Source organism: Sedimenticola selenatireducens, assembly GCF_007625115.1.
Taxonomy (GTDB): Bacteria; Pseudomonadota; Gammaproteobacteria; order Chromatiales; family Chromatiaceae; genus Sedimenticola; species Sedimenticola selenatireducens_A.
In genome coordinates this window covers 272490-292954 of sequence record NZ_VMNH01000005.1, presented here as the reverse complement: position 1 = coordinate 292954, position 20465 = coordinate 272490, and the positions used below count along the sequence as shown (strand labels likewise).

Annotated in this window: 18 protein-coding genes; 12 read left to right on the top strand and 6 right to left on the bottom strand. The window is 49.0% G+C overall.

All coding sequences use genetic code 11. The features are described 5' to 3' along the window. Positions 1-21: 21 nt before the first annotated feature. The 4 genes from atpD (at position 22) to FHP88_RS05120 (ending at position 5234) form a co-directional block, all read left to right on the top strand. Positions 22-1398: a F0F1 ATP synthase subunit beta gene (gene atpD, locus FHP88_RS05135; protein WP_144357940.1), complete on the top strand. Its 1377-nt coding sequence runs from the start codon at positions 22-24 to the stop codon at positions 1396-1398. 19 nt (positions 1399-1417) lie between these two features. Then, positions 1418-1843: a F0F1 ATP synthase subunit epsilon gene (locus FHP88_RS05130; protein WP_144357939.1), complete on the top strand. Its 426-nt coding sequence runs from the start codon at positions 1418-1420 to the stop codon at positions 1841-1843. Positions 1844-1937: 94 nt separating this feature from the next. Then, the gene (locus FHP88_RS05125) at positions 1938-3812 is read left to right on the top strand and encodes a sensor histidine kinase (RefSeq protein ID WP_186297616.1); all 1875 of its coding nucleotides are present in this window, start codon (positions 1938-1940) and stop codon (positions 3810-3812) included. 51 nt (positions 3813-3863) lie between these two features. Further along, positions 3864-5234 carry a sigma-54-dependent transcriptional regulator gene (locus FHP88_RS05120; protein ID WP_144357937.1) on the top strand — a complete coding sequence of 457 codons (1371 nt, stop codon included), beginning with the start codon at positions 3864-3866 and terminating at the stop codon, positions 5232-5234. Between the two features lie 82 nt (positions 5235-5316). Here FHP88_RS05120 and FHP88_RS05115 read toward each other — a convergent pair whose 3' ends face one another. From FHP88_RS05115 to FHP88_RS05100, 4 genes are all read right to left on the bottom strand, one after another. Then, positions 5317-5796, bottom strand: coding sequence for a universal stress protein (locus FHP88_RS05115; RefSeq protein ID WP_144357936.1), 480 nt, complete (start codon positions 5794-5796; stop codon positions 5317-5319). 67 nt (positions 5797-5863) lie between these two features. Then, positions 5864-7222, bottom strand: coding sequence for a TRAP transporter large permease (locus FHP88_RS05110; RefSeq protein ID WP_144357935.1), 1359 nt, complete (start codon positions 7220-7222; stop codon positions 5864-5866). Positions 7223-7224: 2 nt separating this feature from the next. Beyond that, on the bottom strand, positions 7225-7851 hold the full coding sequence (locus FHP88_RS05105; RefSeq protein ID WP_144357934.1) for a TRAP transporter small permease: 627 nt from the start codon (positions 7849-7851) through the stop codon (positions 7225-7227). Positions 7852-7933: 82 nt separating this feature from the next. Further along, positions 7934-8935, bottom strand: coding sequence for a TRAP transporter substrate-binding protein (locus tag FHP88_RS05100; RefSeq protein WP_144357933.1), 1002 nt, complete (start codon positions 8933-8935; stop codon positions 7934-7936). 398 nt (positions 8936-9333) lie between these two features. Between FHP88_RS05100 and FHP88_RS05095 the strand changes: the two genes are divergently transcribed. From FHP88_RS05095 to FHP88_RS05060, 8 genes are all read left to right on the top strand, one after another. Continuing rightward, positions 9334-9813, top strand: coding sequence for an FKBP-type peptidyl-prolyl cis-trans isomerase (locus tag FHP88_RS05095; protein ID WP_144357932.1), 480 nt, complete (start codon positions 9334-9336; stop codon positions 9811-9813). Between the two features lie 32 nt (positions 9814-9845). Next, positions 9846-11210, top strand: coding sequence for a bifunctional UDP-N-acetylglucosamine diphosphorylase/glucosamine-1-phosphate N-acetyltransferase GlmU (gene glmU, locus FHP88_RS05090; RefSeq protein ID WP_144357931.1), 1365 nt, complete (start codon positions 9846-9848; stop codon positions 11208-11210). Between the two features lie 90 nt (positions 11211-11300). Further along, on the top strand, positions 11301-13127 hold the full coding sequence (glmS, locus tag FHP88_RS05085) for a glutamine--fructose-6-phosphate transaminase (isomerizing) (protein WP_144357930.1): 1827 nt from the start codon (positions 11301-11303) through the stop codon (positions 13125-13127). A 683-nt stretch (positions 13128-13810) separates the two neighbouring features. Continuing rightward, positions 13811-14767 (top strand): DUF2971 domain-containing protein, encoded by a 957-nt coding sequence (locus tag FHP88_RS05080; protein WP_144357929.1) that lies wholly within the window; start codon positions 13811-13813, stop codon positions 14765-14767. A 96-nt stretch (positions 14768-14863) separates the two neighbouring features. Next, complete coding sequence (locus FHP88_RS05075; protein WP_144357928.1) at positions 14864-15457, top strand: NAD(P)H-dependent oxidoreductase; 594 nt, start codon at positions 14864-14866, stop codon at positions 15455-15457. 121 nt (positions 15458-15578) lie between these two features. Next, positions 15579-16169 carry a surface-adhesin E family protein gene (locus FHP88_RS05070; protein WP_144357927.1) on the top strand — a complete coding sequence of 197 codons (591 nt, stop codon included), beginning with the start codon at positions 15579-15581 and terminating at the stop codon, positions 16167-16169. A 282-nt stretch (positions 16170-16451) separates the two neighbouring features. Beyond that, positions 16452-17687, top strand: a complete 1236-nt coding sequence (locus FHP88_RS05065) for an OmpA family protein (protein ID WP_144357926.1) — start codon at positions 16452-16454, stop codon at positions 17685-17687. 145 nt (positions 17688-17832) lie between these two features. Then, entirely contained in the window at positions 17833-18246 is a 414-nt protein-coding gene (locus tag FHP88_RS05060; RefSeq protein WP_144357925.1) for a hypothetical protein, read from the top strand. A gap of 214 nt (positions 18247-18460) precedes the next feature. On the opposite strand, the gene FHP88_RS05055 is transcribed toward FHP88_RS05060, so the two are convergent. Beyond that, positions 18461-19420 (bottom strand): GGDEF domain-containing protein, encoded by a 960-nt coding sequence (locus tag FHP88_RS05055; protein WP_144357924.1) that lies wholly within the window; start codon positions 19418-19420, stop codon positions 18461-18463. Then, positions 19417-20448, bottom strand: coding sequence for a cobalamin B12-binding domain-containing protein (locus FHP88_RS05050; RefSeq protein WP_144357923.1), 1032 nt, complete (start codon positions 20446-20448; stop codon positions 19417-19419). Before FHP88_RS05050 ends, FHP88_RS05055 begins: the two co-directional genes overlap by 4 nt. Positions 20449-20465: the final 17 nt, after the last annotated feature.

Here is a 20465-nt window from a genome sequence, read left to right as displayed (position 1 = left end):
CAGCGACAAGAGGAACCAGAGATGAGTTCGGGTAAAGTGGTGGAAATCATCGGTGCTGTGGTGGACGTACAGTTCCCCATGGGCCATATGCCGAAGGTCTACGATGCGCTGAAGATCGAAGAAGTGGGTCTGACCCTGGAAGTTCAACAGCAGTTGGGTGACGGGATTGCCCGTACCATTGCAATGGGTTCAACGGATGGTCTGAAACGTGGTTTGGAGGCCGTTAACACAGGTGCTCCTATTACTGTTCCAGTTGGCCAGGGCACCCTGGGTCGTATCATGGACGTTCTTGGTACACCTATCGATGAGCAAGGTCCTGTTAAAACCGACCAATTCATGCCGATTCATCGTGTTGCACCGAAACTGGAAGATCAGTCTACAGCGACCGAAATTCTTGAAACCGGTATTAAGGTTATCGACCTGATCATGCCTATCGTTAAGGGTGGTAAGGTTGGTCTGTTCGGTGGTGCGGGTGTTGGCAAGACCGTAACGCTGATGGAGCTGATTCGTAACATCGCGGTAGCGCATTCAGGTTTCTCTGTATTCGCCGGCGTAGGTGAGCGTACTCGTGAGGGTAACGACTTCTACCACGAGATGGCTGAAGGCGGCGTACTTGATAAAGTGGCGCTCGTTTACGGCCAGATGAACGAGCCTCCTGGAAACCGTCTCCGTGTTGCACTGACCGGTTTGACCATTGCGGAGAACTTCCGTGATGAGGGTCGTGACGTACTGTTATTCGTTGATAACATTTATCGTTACACCCTGGCAGGAACCGAGGTATCGGCACTGCTGGGTCGTATGCCATCGGCGGTAGGTTACCAGCCCACGCTGGCGGCTGAAATGGGTGTCTTGCAGGAGCGTATTACCTCGACCAAGACAGGATCAATCACATCATTCCAGGCGGTCTATGTACCTGCGGACGATTTGACTGACCCCTCCCCTGCTACCACATTTGCGCATTTGGATGCGACGCTGGTTCTGTCCCGTCAGATTGCTGAGCTGGGTATCTACCCAGCGGTGGATCCATTGGACTCTACCTCACGTATCCTTGATCCACACGTTGTGGGTGAAGAACACTACGGTGTAGCACGTGGCGTACAGGGTACCCTGCAACGCTATAAGGAGCTGAAGGATATTATCGCGATTCTGGGTATGGATGAGCTGTCTGAAGAAGATAAACTGACCGTTGCTCGTGCACGTAAGATTCAGCGATTCCTTTCTCAGCCGTTCTTCGTTGCTGAGGTATTTACGGGTAGCCCAGGCAAGTATGTATCTGTTAAAGATACCATTGCGAGCTTCAAGGCGATCCTTGCGGGTGAGTATGATCACCTGCCAGAGCAAGCTTTCTACATGGTTGGCGGCATTGAAGAAGCCGTTGAGCGTGGAGCTGGCGACTAATCGAAGCTGGAGAAACTAAATGGCCATGACTATTCATGTGGACATTGTTAGTGCAGAGGGAGCGATTCATTCGGGTCAGGCAGAGATGGTATATGCGCCTGGTGTGATGGGCGAACTCGGTATTGCGCCACGCCACACCCCGCTTGTGACACGTCTGAAACCAGGTGATGTCCGGGTAGATACAGGTAAAGGAGAGATGGAACATTTCTATGTCTCGGGCGGAATCCTTGAGGTACAACCTCATCTGGTGACTGTCTTGGCGGATACGGCTATACGTGCTAAAGATATTGACGAAGCAGCGGCTATCGAAGCCAAACGTAGAGCAGAAGATGCGCTAGCGGGTCAAAAAGAAGAGTTTGAGTATGCCAAGGCGCAAGCTGAATTGGCAGAAGCAGTCGCTCAGTTACGAGCAATCGAAAAACTTCGGAAAATCAAAAAGTCCTGAGTGTATGTTGTGCAAAAAACCCCGCCAATCTGGCGGGGTTTTTTGTTTGTATGGGGTATATCTCTTTTATACGGCCTATACTTGGTTTCAAGTTATGGATAAAAACAGCCTACAAATAAAACACTTTAGTGTGATTCAGCGATCGCTGTTTCTGGGGGTGGGTTTATTCCTCATTATACTGTTATGGCAGACCGGGCACTGGTCGCGCCAATTGGCCCTCGAAAATCTACAACAACAGAATCAGCATCAACTCCGCCTGTTCATTGCGAACCTGGAAGGGGAGCTTGAAAAGTACAAGTTTTTGCCTGAACTGCTGGCAACAAACAGTCTCCTGATTAATTTTCTTGAAAACCCCAATGATGTAAAAAGCATCACCGCCTTAAACCGCTATCTTGAAACGATTAACGAGGTGGCGAATGCCTCTGATACCTATCTGATGAATGCGGAAGGTTGGACCATTGCGGCATCAAACTGGCTTTCAGAGCGCCCCTTCATTGGTCGAAACTTCGCCTATCGCCCCTATTTCCAAGAGGCGATGAAAGGTAAGCTCGGGCGCTATTTTGCACTGGGTTCAACCTCCAATAAACGGGGCTACTATTTTGCGTATCCCGTTAAAGGTGATGCCGGAATTCTTGGCGCGGTTGTGATCAAAATCGAGCTTCAGGGTTTCGAAGAGAGTTGGCGGGAGCTGAAAGAGGAGTTTGTCGTTACCGACCCCGACGGGGTGATTTTCATTTCGACCAATGATGATTGGCGCTATAAAAGCCTCTATCCACTGGATGAAGAAGTCATTAGCCGAGTACAAGACAGCCGTCGTTATGGTAATGCCAAAATCGGCACATTAAACGTTACACTGAAAGATGAGCTTACTGGTCAGGCGCAGGTCGTCAATATTGGCGACCCAAGGAAAAGTGATCACCTTATGCTTGTAAGAGCCATGCCTGATGCGGGTTGGCAAGTCCATATCTTTGCGGGACTTGGTGTGGTCAATGCGCAAGTGCTCAAGTCACTCTTTATTACCACGATAGTTTATATTGCTTTGGTCTTTCTGGTTTTTTATTTCGTGCAAAGAAGCCGACGATTGAAAGAGCGGGAACGCTATGAGCAACGGGCAAAACGTATTCTTGAACAGCGCGTGAAAGAACGTACGTCTGATCTCACCAATGCAAACATCCGCCTGCTTAGAGAAATTGAAGAACATCGGCGTACCGATGAAACACTGCGTAAAACACAGGATGAACTGATACAAGCGGCGAAGATGGCTGCACTAGGGCAGATGTCTTCCGGTATCAATCACGAATTGAATCAGCCACTCGCGGCTATTCGGTCGTACGCGGATAATGCTAGAGCCTATCTCGCTCGAGACAGAAAAGAGGAAGCAAGCTGGAACCTCGAACAGATTGCTGAACTAACCGAGCGGATGGCAAAGATCAGCCGACAGTTGAAAGTGTTTTCACGTAAGACGACGGGTCAGTTAGTGACCGTATCACTTCAAGCCGTTATTGAGAATGCGCTAAAAATTGTGGGGCCACAGCTGAAAGATACTGAAACGGAATTCCGTCGTTTCCTCCCTGCAGAAGAGGTCTATGTGATGGCTGATATGGTTCAGCTTGAACAGGTTTTGGTTAACTTGATCTCCAATGCGGTTCATGCGGTTGAACAACAATCCACTCGGTGGATTCAGCTAAGAGTCGCTACTGATGATAACAAGGCTTCAATTCAGATACTGGATAACGGCCCCGGAATCGCCGAGGAAAATTTAGAGCGTATCTTCGATCCATTCTTTACAACAAAATCTGAAGAGCGAGGGCTTGGGCTTGGGCTCTCAATATCCTATCGGATTGTTGAGATGTTGCATGGCTCATTAACGGCAGGCAACCAGGAAAAAGGTGGGGCAATTTTTACCTTGCGTTTAGACTTGGCCGTTTTGCGTGAAAAACAAGTAGATCAACGTATAGTGACGACCTAACGTTAACTTTCCAATCTTACAGCTGCATAAGCTGGGAAATTATACCAAGCAATGAGTAATATAAACCCAATCATATTTTTCATTGATGATGAAAAACACATTCGAATGGCCAATCAACAGACGTTGGAATTAGCGGGCTTTGATGTACAAAGTTTCAACGGTGCTGAAAAAGTATTGCCACTACTCTCTTTGGAATGGAATGGCGCGGTGGTCTGTGACATTAAAATGCCAGGTATGGATGGCCTCACGTTTCTTGAAAAGGCATTGCAGATTGATCGGGATATCCCGGTTATCCTCGTTACCGGTCATGGCGACATTACCATGGCAGTCAGTGCAATCCAGGATGGTGCTTATGATTTTATTGAAAAACCCTTTGCCGCTGAAAAGCTCATCGATACGGTTCGTCGTGCGGTCGATAAGCGTGCGCTGACATTGGAGAATCGGTCGCTGAAGCTGGAACTTGAGGCACAGGCCGTACCGGGTCCACGCATTATTGGCCGCACCCCGGCGATGCAAAAACTGCGTGCAACGATTGCCCAGGTATCGAATGCGGCTGCCGATATACTGGTGCTGGGCGAAACAGGCACAGGTAAAGAGCTGATTTCGCGTTCACTACACGAGCACTCAAAAAGACGTGATAAAAACTTTGTTGCAATCAATTGTGGTGCAGTACCCGAGAGTCTGATTGAGAGCGAGCTGTTTGGACATGAATCCGGCGCTTTCACCGGGGCCAATGAACGACGCATAGGAAAGTTTGAACATGCCAATGGAGGCACCCTCTTTCTTGACGAGATTGAGAGTATGCCAATGCCCGTTCAAGTGAGACTGCTCAGAGTATTACAGGAACGCGTGGTAGAAAGGCTCGGGTCGAACACATTAATACCGCTGGATATGCGCGTGGTGGCAGCCACGAAGATAGATCTTAAAGAGGCCAGTGAAGCAGGACAGTTTCGCCAGGACCTGCTCTATCGCCTCAATGTGGTGACCTTGGAGGTTCCACCATTAAGAGATCGCCGGGAAGATATTCCGCTCCTGTTCCATCATTTTCTTTTAGTCGCAAATGCGCGTTACCAAATGGAAGCGCCGCTTCCATCAAGCCATCAAATACGCACACTCCTGACGCATAACTGGCCAGGTAATGTCCGCGAGTTAAGAAATGTGGCCGAACGTTACGCTTTGCTGGGTGAGAGTTGTGGTTATGATTTGGAACATCTGTTACATGGAACAGATGATGATCAATCTGAACATCCGGTATCATTGCCTGAACAAGTAGACTGTTTCGAGAAGAGCATTATTGAGCAAGTACTACAGAGTCATAAAGGCAATATAAAAGAGACGATGTCGGCACTGGGTGTTCCGAGAAAAACGCTCTACGATAAAATGAAAAAATACGGATTGGATAAGAGTCACTTCAAAGAGTAACTCATCCAGCAAAAGAGCCAAAAAAGAAAAACGCGATGACCCTTCCTGGATCACCGCGTTATTATTGCCTCCATGCCAAGGGTTATTTTTTTACGGGTACAACCATTACAGGACATTGACTAATATTGATCAACTTACGTGCGGTCGAACCCAACAGCACTGCCCCTAAGCTTGGACTGGTGTGAGTTCCCATGACAATCAAGTCTACGTCATTGGCGTCTGCATATTTTTTAATTTCTTCCGCTGGTCGCCCGGTAACTACGGCTACATTAGAGACCAAGTCTGAATCCTCACCAAGCTCCTCGATATAAAAATCCTCTAGGCGCTGCTCCATCTTAGTCAGAATCCCTCTTAACTCCTCATGCTCAAAATCGTCACTCATGTCGGGCACATAGAGTTCAAGCACGGCCATACCGGTATTACCGATCGGTTCAGCGACATGCAGCATGATGATCTTGGCCTGATACTGCTGGGCAAGACCGATTGCATGACGAAATGCCGGCCGCATGTTTTTTCCCAGGTCCGTGGCATAGAGGATTGTCTTCAGTGTTGGAATGCTCATGGTGTCTATCTCAAATGTGGTTATGGACGGCGCAGGTGCCGAAGCACGCTGCGCCAATCTTCCCATGCTACTTAGTAATGATCTCTGGCCCCATCATTAGCGTGGGTAACCAGGTGGAGATTGCGGGTACATAAGTGACGATGATCAAGAACAGGAACATGATACCAAGCCAAGGAGCGGCTGCTTTGACAATGCGCATCATCGACATGTGGGCAACACCGGCCGTCACGAACAGATTGAGGCCAACGGGCGGCGTAATCATGCCGATCTCCATGTTCACGACCATGATGATACCCAGATGAATCGGATCAATACCCAGTGTCATTGCAATCGGGAATACCAAAGGCGCCACAATGATTAATAGACCTGAAGGCTCCATGAACTGACCGCCGATAAGCAGTAGCACGTTTACCACAATCAGGAACATAATAGGACCGAAACCGGCAGATAACATGGCTTCGGTAATCATCTGTGGAATACGTTCTTCCGTCAGTACATGCTTGAGGATCAACGCATTGGCAATGATAAACAGCAGCATGATGGTGAGCTTGCCCGCATCATAAAGGGTGTGCTTGGTATCTTTGTGCCAGAAGACAGAGATCAATGCAGTAAAGAAGTTGCCTTTAGTTTTGTCTGCCAGCGGCCCCATGTCCTTATAAATGAAATTGGCAATGAAAAAGGCGTAAACAGCGGCTACTGCTGCAGCCTCGGTCGGTGTAAAGATACCGCCATAGATACCCCCCAGGATAATGACGATCAGCATCAGACCCCAGCCGGCATCCTTGGCAGAATCAAATACTTCACCCCAACCGGCAAAGGGTTGAGCGGGGAGACCCTTTACCCGGGCAGCAATATAAATACCGATCATCAGCATCACACCGGCCAGGGTGCCAGGTATGACACCGGCCAGGAACATGCGGCCGACTGATACATCCGTGGCGGCTGCGTATACCACCATCACGATAGAGGGTGGAATCAGAATGCCCAGTGTACCGGCGTTACAGATAACTCCGGCAGCGAACTCTTTCGTATAGCCAGCCTTGACCATACCGGCAATGACGATACTACCAATTGCGACCACGGTGGCCGGAGAGGAACCGGACAATGCGGCGAACATCATACAGGCAAATACAGAGGCCATGGCCAAGCCACCGGGGAACCAGCCCACTACAGCAATAGCAAAACGAATGATTCGCCGCGCCACACCACCGGTCGACATAAAACTGGAAGCCAGAATGAAGAACGGAATGGCCAACAGGGTGTAGTGCCCTTCAAAGGCGGAGAATAGCGTTTGTGCCACAGATGCCAAAGAAGCATCTGAATGGATAAACAGGAAAATGATACTGGAGAGACCCAGGGCAATGGCGATCGGTACGCCGATCAGCATCAAGCCAATAACCATCGAGAAGAGGAATAAGATATCCATTATTATTTCTCTCCTGCAGGATGGTGTGGATCTTCGCTCATGCTGGCTTCAGCTTCGTGACTGGCGATGATCGAGTCTTGCTCGCCTTTGATTACTTTCCAGGCGATCTCAAGGAAGCGTAGGGTTAACAATGCCATGCCCAGGGGCAGTGCAAGATAAGGTATAAATCGCGGCATCTTTTCGTAAAGTTCGCCATCGTTTAGCCAGACCGCAAAGAACTGCAGGAAATCTGGCATCGGTACATCATTGGTTTCGAGGAAGGCGCGTTTGGTTGCAAACGCATACCAGTAATCCCAGGATCCGATCAGTAGCAATATGGCAAAGGCCAAGCACGCTGTTATGGATAACAGTGCCATGATTTTGCGTGTCTTGGGTGAAACCATATTGATCACCACATCAACGCCAATATGGAACTGTTTTTTTACCCCATAGGAACAGCCCATCAGCACAAGCCAGGCAAACAGAAAAACGGTGGTCTCCAGGGCCCAGAGGATATTGTTGTTGAAAACATAACGGGCAATCACATTGGCAAAGGTGATCAGGGTCATAAGACCAAGGCAGACTGCGATTGAAGTCTCCTCGATCTGATCCATCACTCTGCCGAGCCGGGACGTGGGTGCGGAATCCATCAAAGCCTCCTCGAAGGCATAAAAACAGGTTTGATTTATAGGACAGGCGACCGCATGGGCGGTCGCCTGGTATTGCTACAACTTATTTTTTGTTGGAAGCCTCGGCGGCCTCCAGCAGGTCTGCACCGATATCATCCTCAAACTTTTTCCAGACAGGTTTCATGGCAACAACCCATGCCTGACGCTGTTCTGGAGTCAGTGTGCGGACCACACCGCCTGCTTCAATAACACGCTGCATGCTCTGCTGGTTCACCTTGGCAGACTCAGAGTTACGGGTCTCAGTGACTTCCTGCAGAATCTGTGCAAGCTGTCCACGAATGTCTGCTGGCAGGCCATTCCACCACTCGTCGGAGGTCACAACCAGGTAATCGAGGATACCGTGGTTACTGGCAGTTACGCCGTCTTGTACTTCAAAGAATTTCTTGCCGTAGATGTTGGACCAGCTGTTCTCCTGGCCATCGATAACCTTGGTCTGAAGTCCACCATAAACCTCTTTGAAAGACATCTTCTGAGGGTTGGCGCCGAGTTGCTCAAATTGAGCGACCAATACATCAGAGGCCTGCACACGGAATTTAAGGCCTTGTGCATCTTCAGGTTTGATCAGTGGCTTGTTAGCGGAAAGCTGTTTCATACCGTTATGCCAGTATGAGAGTCCCAGCAGGCCGCGCTTCTTCATGGAGTTTTTCAGCTTCTCGCCAGAGGCAGAGTTCTGGAAACGATCCACCGCTTCGACATCTTCGAACAGGAAAGGCAGGTCGAAGATGCGGAATTTCTTGGTGAATTTTTCGAACTTTGAGAGTGAAGGTGCGGCCAACTGCACATCACCATTCAACATGGCTTCCAAGACCTTGTTGTCATCGTACAGGGTAGAGTTTGGATAGACCTGCATACAGGCCTTGCCATTCATCTCGGAGTTGACACGGCTCTCAAGCAGAGAGGCGGCAATACCCTTGGGATGTTTGTCGGTATTGGTTACATGACTGAATTTGATCACCATTTCACCGGGGTCGCAGTTCGCGATGGCAGCGGTGGATGAAAGGGTGATTGCTGCGGTTACGGCGAGACCGATCAGAGTTTTGTGCATTGGATTCCTCCTGTTGCGTTGTCTTTGGTGTTCCATGCTTGGCATGCTTTCCTAGTGGGGTATGCCAATCTGGTTCACTCTATGCTGCAAAGGCGGTGCCAATAAGAAAACTTGCCACTAAAAATAGGCTATCTTATTGATTATAAATAACTTAGATCGTTTTTTTGAAGTCCGTCAATAATTGAAAATTGGCGGATTTCCACCCATATTGGTAGTTTCGAGAGAGGGTATTCCGCCACTCTTTAAACAATAGCAGTAATCGGGCGTGACAGTTCCGCTGGTTGGAAATAATTACCTATGAAGGTGTAGGGGCGAGTTTAGGCGCAGCAGACGGATGTGGATGGTATAATCACGAGCCTTCCACTGGGAGGTCTTTTAATCAAGCGGAGCAGTAAGCTATGTCCAGCGAAGTCATAAAACCCGGAAAATTTGTCTCACTCACCTACCATATCACCGATTTGGAAGGCAATGTCTTAGAACAGAATGATATCCCTGTCAGCTATGTTCACGGCGGCGAAACTGAACTCATTGGCAGTATGGATAAAGTCATTGCAGGCAAGGGCGTGGGGGATGAGGTTGAGATGGAAGTACAGCCGGAGGATGGCTTTGGTGAGCACGATCCAGAGCTGACCTTTACCGATGATATTGAGAATGTGCCTCCCCAGTTTCGACAGTTGGGTGCCGAGGTGCAGATGCAGAATCAGGAGGGTGAGACCAAGACCTTCTATGTGAGTAAAATAGAGGGCGACAAGCTGACCGTGGATGGCAACCACCCCCTCGCTGGAAAAACCCTCAAGGTGATGATAAAGATTGTTGAGGTGCGTGACGCTACAGTGGAAGATATGGCACCTGCCAGTGGCAGCTGTTCGATCAATTAATCTGAATTAAGGTCACAGGAAGAGGGAAAGCTATGAAGTTGGGTGTTGTGATACTTGCTGCTGGGCAAGGAACAAGGATGCGATCGTCACTCCCCAAGGTGTTACACAGCATTGCTGGCCGTCCACTGGTAGCGCATGTCATTCAGACAGCCCAGGGTCTGGGTGCAGAAAAAGTGGCCGTGGTCTATGGTCACGGTGGCGAACAGGTACAGCAAGCGATAACGGATGCAACCCTGATCTGGGCTGAGCAAGCTGAGCAATTGGGCACCGGCCATGCGGTTGAACAGGCGATGTTCGCCATGGCCGATATGGACCGTGTGCTGGTGCTGTATGGCGATGTCCCACTTACCAGTACAGAGACCCTGAATGCGCTCATTCAACAATCGGCTGCTACAGACCTGGCGTTACTGACGGTCACCCTGGATAACCCACAGGGTTATGGCCGCATCGTACGTGAAAGGGGCCAAGTAACGCGCATCGTAGAACAAAAAGATGCCTCACCGGCCGAACTGGCTATCTGTGAGATCAATACCGGAATTTTGATCGCCAATCGGGGAAAGCTTGCCGGATGGCTGACCCGCTTGGAGAGCAATAACGCTCAGGGTGAATACTATCTTACTGACATTGTTGCCATGGCGGTTGCCGAAGGTATTCAGGTAACGACAGCGCATCCGTCTGCCCCATACGAGGTAGAAGGTGTGAATGACCGGCTGCAACTCGCGGCACTTGAACGCCAGCATCAACAGAATCAGGCCGCACAACTCATGCGTCAGGGCGTTACCTTACGCGATCCCGCACGGTTTGATTTGCGTGGCCGTTTGCAGGCCGGACAGGATATTGAACTGGACATCAATGTGCTGATTGAGGGTGAAGTAACAATGGGTGATCGGGTACGGGTCGGTGCCAATACCGTGATCCGCAACAGCAAGATTGCCGACGGTGTTTGGATCAAAGAGAACTGTGTCATTGAAGATGCCGTGATTGGTCGCGACTCCATCATTGGCCCTTTTGCCCGATTACGTCCGGCAACCGTATTGGCCGAACGGGTGCATGTCGGTAATTTTGTCGAGATCAAAAAGAGTGATGTTGCGGAGGGCAGCAAGATCAATCATCTCAGCTACATTGGTGATGCCACCATCGGCCGTACAGTTAATGTCGGTGCGGGAACCATCACCTGTAATTATGATGGCGTAAACAAGTTCCGTACGGTTATTGGTGATAACGCCTTTATTGGTTCGGACACACAACTGGTCGCTCCGGTTACGGTGGGTGCGGGTGCAACTATCGGTGCCGGGTCCACGATCACCCGCGATACGCCTGAAGAAACCCTGACGCTCAGTCGCTCCAAACAGCTCAGCCTTAAGGGTTGGAAACGGCCGGAAAAAAAGAGTAACTAACTTACCAAGGGTCGGAGTCAAATTAAAAATTTGACTCCGACCCTGTGCGTATAGGTACCGCGAAAGCGACAAAATAAAGGATAACGGAATATGTGTGGCATCGTAGGCGCAGTAGCAAGACGGAATATCACCCCAATTCTGATAGAGGGACTGCGTCGCCTGGAGTATCGCGGCTATGATTCTGCGGGTATCGCCATCAGGGATGCGGCGGGGCATATCCAGCGCATCCGTTCTGTGGGTAAAGTGGCTTCCCTGCAGGAGCGAATGAAAGAGAGTCCGATAGAAGGCGAGTTAGGTATTGCGCATACCCGCTGGGCAACCCACGGCATGCCGGCCGAGCGCAATGCCCATCCTCACATGAGTGGCGAGCAGATCGCCGTGGTGCATAACGGCATTATCGAAAATCATGCCGAGCTTCGGGAAGAGCTGAAGGCCAAGGGTTACCACTTCTCCTCCGAGACCGACACCGAAGTAATCGCCCATCTGATGGCAGAAGCGCTTAAGCAAAACAGTGATCTCTGCGAGGCGTTTAAATCAATTGTCTCAAGGTTAGTCGGCGCTTACTCTCTGGCGGTGGCCAGCCCCGATGATGCTGATCGGATTGTAGTCGCCCGTGCCGGATCACCGCTGGTCATCGGTCTGGGTGATGGTGAAAACTTCGTTGCCTCGGATGTCTTTGCCCTACTCACCGAGACCCAGAACTTCATCTTCCTTGAAGAGGGGGATCTGGCCGATGTTCGACGTGAAGGGGTACAGATATTTGACTGCACAGGCGCACCGGTTGAACGTCCTGTCGTCTCTTCCAAGCTGAATGCCTCCGCAACCGATAAGGGCCCTTATCGACACTACATGCTGAAAGAGATTTTTGAGCAGCCGGCCGTGGTTGCGGAGACACTCGAAGGCCGCATCCATAATGGACGATTGTTGGAAGAGAGCTTTGGATACGAAACCAAGGCGCTGTTGGATAAGACCAAACAAGTACAGATCATCGCCTGTGGTACTTCGTACCACGCCGGTATGGTCGCCCGTTATTGGTTTGAAGAGGTTGGCATCCCCTGTAATGTGGAAGTCGCCAGTGAATACCGTTATCGCAAAACGGTCGTTGCACCAGATACCCTGTTCGTCACCATCTCCCAGTCCGGTGAAACCGCCGATACCCTGGCGGCCTTGCGCAGCAGTCGTTCGCAGGGTTTCCTGGGGAGCCTTGTCATCTGCAACGTACCCGAGAGTTCCCTGGTACGGGAATCCGATGTGGCGTTGATGACCCGTGCCGGCCCCGAGATTGGCGTGGCCTCCACCAAGGCCTTCACGACCCAGTTGGTTGCCCTGCGACTGCTGGTGTTGGCGATGGCACGTCGCCAAGGCATTGATGAAGCCCAACTCAAAGAGTGGGTTGAAGAGCTGCACGCCCTGCCCCGCCAGATGGAAGTGGTATTGCAATTGAATGATGCCATCGAAAAAATGGCTGAAGGATTTGCCGACCGCAGCAACGCCCTCTTTCTCGGTCGCGGCCCCTTCTATCCCATCGCAATGGAAGGCGCCCTGAAACTCAAAGAGATCTCTTACATCCATGCCGAGGCCTACCCCGCCGGTGAACTGAAACACGGACCACTTGCTTTAGTTGACGCTGAGATGCCAGTGGTCTGCGCCCTACCCGATGATCCACTCTTGGAAAAAGTGTTATCGAATCTGCAAGAGGTTAGAGCCCGCGGCGGTGAACTGTTCCTGTTCAGTGACAAGCGCGTAAAAATCGAACTGGATAACTACCAGAGCTTGACCCTGGATGATATCTGCCCCACCACGGCACCGATTGTCTACACCGTACCCCTGCAACTGCTCTCCTATTATGTCGCCCTACTCAAAGGCACCGATGTGGATCAGCCGAGAAACCTAGCCAAATCGGTTACAGTTGAATAATCGTCCAGAGTCGTTCATCTGTTTAAGTGCAGGGGTAGATCAGTGCCTACTCCTGCACTCAATTCATTACCAGGCGTTCTACCAAATCAGGCATCTCTTCTTGTACCAATAAATTTATCGTGACCAGACATGCTCATGTATTATTTCCCCTAATTCTATTCTTTGATAGCCTGCTGCGGTTAAAGTCATATCTGGGGCACGAAGCTGAACAATCACGCTCCCCATGTCTGCCAAATCAGGCATAGAACAATAAGTCGCTTAATATAATTAACCGAGTGAGCTCGCTGCATTTATCACTCAAGGCAGCGAAGAAGCCGCATAATCAGAGGTTAAATGAAAAGCAAGCAAAGCAATTGGTACGAATGGTAAGAGAAGGGCAAGAGGACGAAAGGAAAAGAAAGGCTTTTATCAACCAAGAAAATGCATAAGAGCATTTGGCCGTGCGGGAACAATGCATAGCCCAAAATGGTAAGCGCAGTGGTAGGCGTCAATAGTCGTAATCAGGGCCATTAATCGAGCAATGGATGTTGGCCAAAGAAAGGAAACCAGGTAATGGCAATAGCATTGGGTCACACAGTTAATCACTTTGTTGAAATCGTGTCATTTAACCAGTCGCACCAGCCGATGCGTTGCCGCTACGCGGCTCCTTTCGGCTGTGCGAAACGTTAGGGCTGAGAAGGTATATGGATACAATTAACGACTTAATTCATAGGTCCTTGTGGGAAGATTATGACGATGTATCAGAGTTTCCGAGCAAAACTCCGTTGCTGGCTCATTACACGTCAATCCAAAACTTTGATTATATAGTTGAAGGTGAAGAAATCTGGTTTTCTAACCCTCTGAATATGAATGACTTAGATGAGCTGGTTTTTGGTATGAATCAGGGGGCGGCAGAATTTAGAGGAAATGAAGCTCTAATTGAAGCTTGTGGAAGTGAGAAGGTATTTGGTCAACTGCTACACTATTTTGATCACTACTTTAATCAGTTTGATGAGAACCATGTGTTAGACACGTATATTTCGTGTTTCTCTTTGCATGATAAAGATGACTTTGACGGTGTTCTTTCGATGTGGCGTGGTTATGGGGCAAATGGAGATGGCGTAGCTTTTGTAATTGATACAAAGCAAATAGAGCCAAACGAAAAATCACCTCTAATACTTAGTTCGGTTAAGTATGTTACTAAAGAATCTAGGCTTGAATGGATAAAGCATAAAATTCATAGTTTGGCCGAGCTACTCAAAGAACAAGAGAAGTCAGATGAGGTCCTAAATGCCATAGCTTGGTATTGGATTGAAAGGCTCAAAGTATTCTCACTCTTTACTAAGCACATAGGATTCAAGGAAGAGAAAGAATGGCGGTTTGTGTATCTCAATGATAAAGACCCTGAGGGTCATTTTGCATCAATGTTTGGATACAATATTACTGAAAAAGGTGTAGAGCCGAAATTGAAATTAAAACTCAGTCAGATTCCTGGCATGAATGCACCACTTACCGTAGATGGGTTAATAGATAGGATTATTCTAGGACCCACTGTGTCCTCTGAATTATCAATGAGATCTGTCAGGAGAATGCTACAAATAAAGGGAAAATTGGAGCTGTCGAATAAAGTTTTCGCTTCAACTATACCGTATAGGCCCTAACAAGGTGCTGTTAATGGACCGTTTTTTCGCTACAAACCAGCCACAAAGCACGGCGTTAGCCAGCATGAGCACCGTATCGCGTAGGCCATTTTTAACATGAAGTGTCTTGTCGTAGTCGCCCATCCAATTGCCGACAGCCTGTGCCATTCCTTGGCTCGATTCACTATCCAAGTGTTGACTGAAGCTGGACACGAAGTACAAGTGGAAAATCTCTACGAAACCGAATTCTCGCCCTCGCTTACTGTCAGCGAACGCCAAAGCTATTACGATCCTCCATTTGATTCCTCTGCCACTCAAGCACAGATAGAGCGGCTGCTTTCGGCTGAAGCCCTCGTTCTGGTGTTCCCTACTTGGTGGTTTGGCTTTCCCGCCATCCTGAAGGGGTGGTTCGACCGAGTCTGGGCTCCCGGCATTGCCTACGACCACGCTACCGACCTTGGCCCAATCAAGCCAAGACTTCACAGCTTGCGGCGAGCGCTAGTTGTTACGTCGCTTGGCTCGCCGTGGTGGGTTGACCGCCTGCTGTTGTGGCAGCCCGTGAAACGGGTGTTGAAAACGGCACTCCTTGGCACCTGTGCGCCCGCATGCCGGTTCGAGATGTTGTCGATCTACAAGGCAGAGTGCCTTTCTGCCAAAGAGGTCGATGTGTTCTGCTCGCGTATTCAGAAGGGGCTTGTTAAATGGTCGTAGTCCCACCAATCGGCTGGCTAATCCACCATTCGAGCGGACCTGCACGAAAAGCCGCGCAGGCCGTTTAATTCAAACGTTAACAGTAAATTCAGGTTCTATAGCTTCAGAGAGGAGTAAATATATGACATATAAGTTCCCATTGTTTGCGGCATCAATATTAATATCAATGAGTATGGCGAGTTTCAGTGCAGCAGCGGCTGAGCAAACAAACACAACAGATCCATGGACACCGAAATCTCTAAGTGATCTCAAACGTACAATAGTAATCCATGCGAATGACAGCCACGACCCGATCATCGCGCTTTTTCTGCGACCAGATCATTTTAATGAAGACATAGGAATCGCGAGTACTTTGTTCCTAGATACCTCATCTAAGTATGTGAGAAAGGGAATGTACGTAGCTCTGCTGGCACCTGTCGAGGTTGAAGTGATCATTGTTGATGCTTATCGTGTTTATTTCCGAGATCAATCACTCGAGGCTGGCAAGAAATACCGTAGTCAAAAAGTAACTTATACCATCGATTGCGCGCATAATGAGATTGGCATAGGCAATATTGATTACTATTCTCGCCCTATAGGCGGGGTGAAGTTAAATTCTTCACGCGCAATAAATGTAGACGATATTCAACGTCAATATTCGAAACCTGGATCAATACCAGATTATGTACTGAAAGCGGTCTGTAATGGGAAAGTAATGTATGAACCGAAATAATCAGACACACTTTATAAGCCAGGTAGGGTGGGCAGGTTTTATGTGCCAACGCGGGTCAACCCAATAATTCATATACGAAAATATCCGATGCCGATAAACGATTCGGTAGTCGCGAGTATTTTTTCTGGGCTTGAGTAATGCAGCGATAGTTATCTCTCTACTACGATCAGAATTACGCTGTTATATTCGACGTTAGCCATTATTTTTTTCGATCAAGATGTTTGGCAAACGAAAGCATGGGTATTTAGAGCATGCCCGGGTTACTAAACTGGGGTGAATAGAATGATGCACTTAGGCACCTATTCCAATTACATCAAGTCACTGTTGCTTGCTGCGATTGTGACGCATGTGGCACCAATTACAGCTAAAGAGCATCAGCAGGGTGTCGACTATATCAGCTTTGCGCAAGGTGCTATTCCGGTTGTAATCGAGGGTGACGCAAATGGTCTGAAAGTTGGAATGGAGCAGGCGCTTCTGGCAATTGATGGCAATGATGGTAGTTTCGTTTTAACACCTAAGCCGGGTGCAGCGCAAACCAGCGTGGTCTTTGTTTACAAATTGCCTGCGTTAACACTCTTTAAAGAATTTGCCATTCCTAGCGTGCTCGAAACCCCCAGCCCATCGCAAACATTTGTTAGAAAAGTAGAGATCGCTGGCTCTGACAGCGATCCCAAGCAGTTTCGTGTACTCGCCACTGCGACGCTTGTAACCCATTCTGCCAAGGGGCAAACGACCACAATTCCAGCAACACTCGAAACGCCAGTCCGTTGGGTTCGAGTTACCCTGGAGGGCGGGATTGATATCCAACGCGACAAGACCTTTTTTGAATTCAGTGAAATCATTGGGTACGGAAGTCAGGAATCAGTACCACTGTCGCAAGATTTTCAGGGTAAGTGGAAAGGCCGGGGTGCTTTATTGGAACTCAAGCAGGAGGGGGCAAGCGTCTCTGGTTGTTATGACCGGGTGGGTGATCTCAAGGGCACAGTCAGTGGCAACCTTTTACGCGCAACCGGCAAAACGCGTAAGGGAGCGATCTCAAGCACGTTCATGTTGGCCGTTGACGACCAAGGTAAGATCACCGGTGTTCGATCAACCAACGGTGCGCCATTTCGGTTTTACTCGGGGGATGCTTCACCAAATCTGAAAACAGAGTGTTCCGAGCAGCGTGTACCGGCTCTCGGATGTGGTTCGATCATTCATGGCATCAATTTTGACTTTGATTCGGCGACCATCAAAGCAGAGTCTGCCCCGCTTTTGGATACGTTGTCCACCGGACTCAAGGCTTCAGCCGCATCAAAAATTACCGTGACAGGTCATACGTCAAGCGAAGGTTCTGATGCATATAACGACAAGCTATCGCAGCGCCGTGCAGAAGCCGTCGTTGCCGCAGTTGTTGGACGGGGTGTTGATGCAATGCGCATCTCAGCAGTTGGCCGCGGTGAGACGCAACCCATTGCAGACAACTCGACTGGATCAGGCCGTTCACTGAATCGACGCGTCGAAATCGTATGCCACTGAGACTGAGCGTCAGTTTCAAACAATAATTTTCTATCAATCAGTCTGCCTGAGTAGATAGGTAAGCGATGACCCACTGACAAAGAAGATAGGTAAAAGAGCAGAAACGTAAAGGTACATTTGCAACATCTCATTAAAGGAAACCATCATGCAATCAAAGATTGGATCTAAGCCGATGAGTATCTGGATTGTCAGCATCATTGCCATTGTATTTGGTTTACTGACTATCAAATCAGGTGGGTCGGTTCTATTTTTTGAAGGGGCCGCACGCGAAAATGCTGGCCACTATGTGCCTTTTGTACTCTGGTTTAATTTTGTCATTGGATTTGTCTATCTGATCGCAGGGGCAGGCCTGTTCATGGTGCAACGTTGGAGCGTATGGCTGTCGATCGTTATCGCACTTGCCACGCTTGTTGTATTTGGCCTGCTGGGGTTACATATACTGAACGATGGTTTATTTGAGTTCCGCACCGTTGGTGCCATGACTTTACGAACAGCGGTATGGACTGTGATTTCTATTATTTCTTATCGAAATATAATCCGGCCTACTAAGCTGAGTTAAAGTCAGGGGTCCATTGTTGGATATTTGCGGCAGCAAATGAAAACAGATAATAAGGGGCAGTGTGTTTGTTTTTTTTCAGTGTAAGCACTAAGGGATAACGAGTCATCTCCACCATGCAAATGCGGAGTTTAACCTGATTGAATTAACGAGCCAGGCGATCGTATCTACCAGTTGTGAAAATCATCAGAATAAAACAGGGCGCTATTTCCAGCGTTTAATCAGTCGCTTTTTCAACGCGATTTCGGCCAGTTTTTTTCGCTTGGTAGAGAGCCAGGTCTGCACGCTTAATTATTTCGTCCTCTGTTTCGCCTTTGGTGTATTCTGCCACCCCAAAGCTGGCGGTTATTGTTGTGGGTGGCGTTGTCATGTTCTGTTGCTTAAACTGCTTTCGCAAGCGCTCTGCCGTCATTACTGCTTGTTCGATGGTTGTTTCCGGAAGCAGCAGGATGAACTCTTCACCGCCAAAGCGGGCGGCAATATCGAAACTACGCAAGGACTCATTTATTAATTGGGAAAAGGCGCGTAAGACCTGATCACCCTGGTCGTGACCATAGGTGTCATTGACTTGTTTGAAGTGATCAACATCGCACAATATCAATGAGAGGCTTTTTCCATAGCGATCACTTCTTTCCATCTCTTCAGTGAGTGATTCAATGAAGAAGCGACGATTGTACAGGCCGGTTAATACATCCGTGATACTGGCCATACGAAAGAGTTCGCGCTGTTCTTCCAATTTATGATTGGTGCGTACCAGTTCCCGTTGCATTCGCATCAGTTCGTCATTCAGCGCGGTGACACTGGTGTTCAGCAATCCCAACTCTTCCACATTATATTCGGCGACCAGATAATAGAGTCCCTCTTGCCGGAAGATCATCGCCGTTACTGATTGGTAGTTCTCTTCTGGAAATCGTAGTGTGAGAATACCTTGATAAATTGGTGCATCAGTATCATCGGATGAGGTAGAAAGATGCAATTGATCCCATGAGGGATTAATTAAGTATTCACTGCAGTTCCAATCGTTGGCGCTCTCTTCCTCTGTGCAGAGCATCTGAAATCCGGCGTTGGATTCGAGTACCTGTCCACCCTGATCAAACACACCCACAAGCAGTGTTCTGAACCGTAGAAGTGATAGCGGTATATAACGTTTTTCGGGTGCGTCAGTCAGTGGGTTCATTTGCTCTCTTTGATCGCTTCAACGGCATTTACTGCCCAGATGTCTGCACCGGTTAGCTCCCAACTGCGCGGTAGGTAATTGGTAGTCAGGCCACCCACCATAATGACCGGGCAGCTATTTCCCAGCTCGGCGCGTATCTGGGCGGTCATCCGCTTTGCCTGGGCGATGTCTACCGGTAAGGTGGCGGAGAGTCCCAACAAATCGGGCTTCTCACGATCCAGATAGACAAGAAGATCTGCCAAAGGCGTATTTGCACCAATGAAGTCACACGCCCAGCCGGCCTCTTCAAAACCGTCTGCAACCATCTGGATACCCAGGGCATGTTGTGCGCCTTCGACTGCTGCAAAGACTGCGCGTTTGCCATTGTTCGCCGCAAAAGGGACTTTGCCAAATCCTTGTGCCATTAAGTTTTGACAGATTGCGGTAGCCATATGTTCCTGGGCGACGCTGAGTTGATTGATCTGCCAACGTCTACCCACTTCATAGAGTGAAGGTTGCAACAGATCCAGATTAGTTTGTGCAAGAGAAGAGCTCTGTTTCAGTTTGTCGAAATAGAGATTGCGACTCTGCTCCCGGGCACCCTGACTGATCAGGAGACTAAACTTTTCTGCTTCCAGGGCGTTGGCAGGTAATGTTTGCGCTACCTGAGGTAGCTTGTCATCATCTATGGCTTGAATCCCGGCTTCCAGAATATTACCGAGCAATACGCTTTCTTCTGGGTGGTGGTTAGCAAAATGGGTTATCAGCAGTTCGTAAGAGAAAGCAACACAACGTGCCGGAACATTTCTGCTGTTCAGAACATCTCGCAGCCAGCGTGAGTACTCGGCAAATATCTCGGGTGCATCGGCATCAGCCGCCATGTTGAGATAATCCAGATGATAGGCAATGTCTTCCCGGCATTTCTGTTCAAATGCAGTACCTCCACGCTGGAACGGTTCTGGCTGCTGCAGGCGATAGGCGTTAATGATAGCGTCGACTACATGGGCCTTGTTAATAGCAGGGAAGTGATTCGATTGTTCAGCGGACATGCTGGAAGACTCCTACG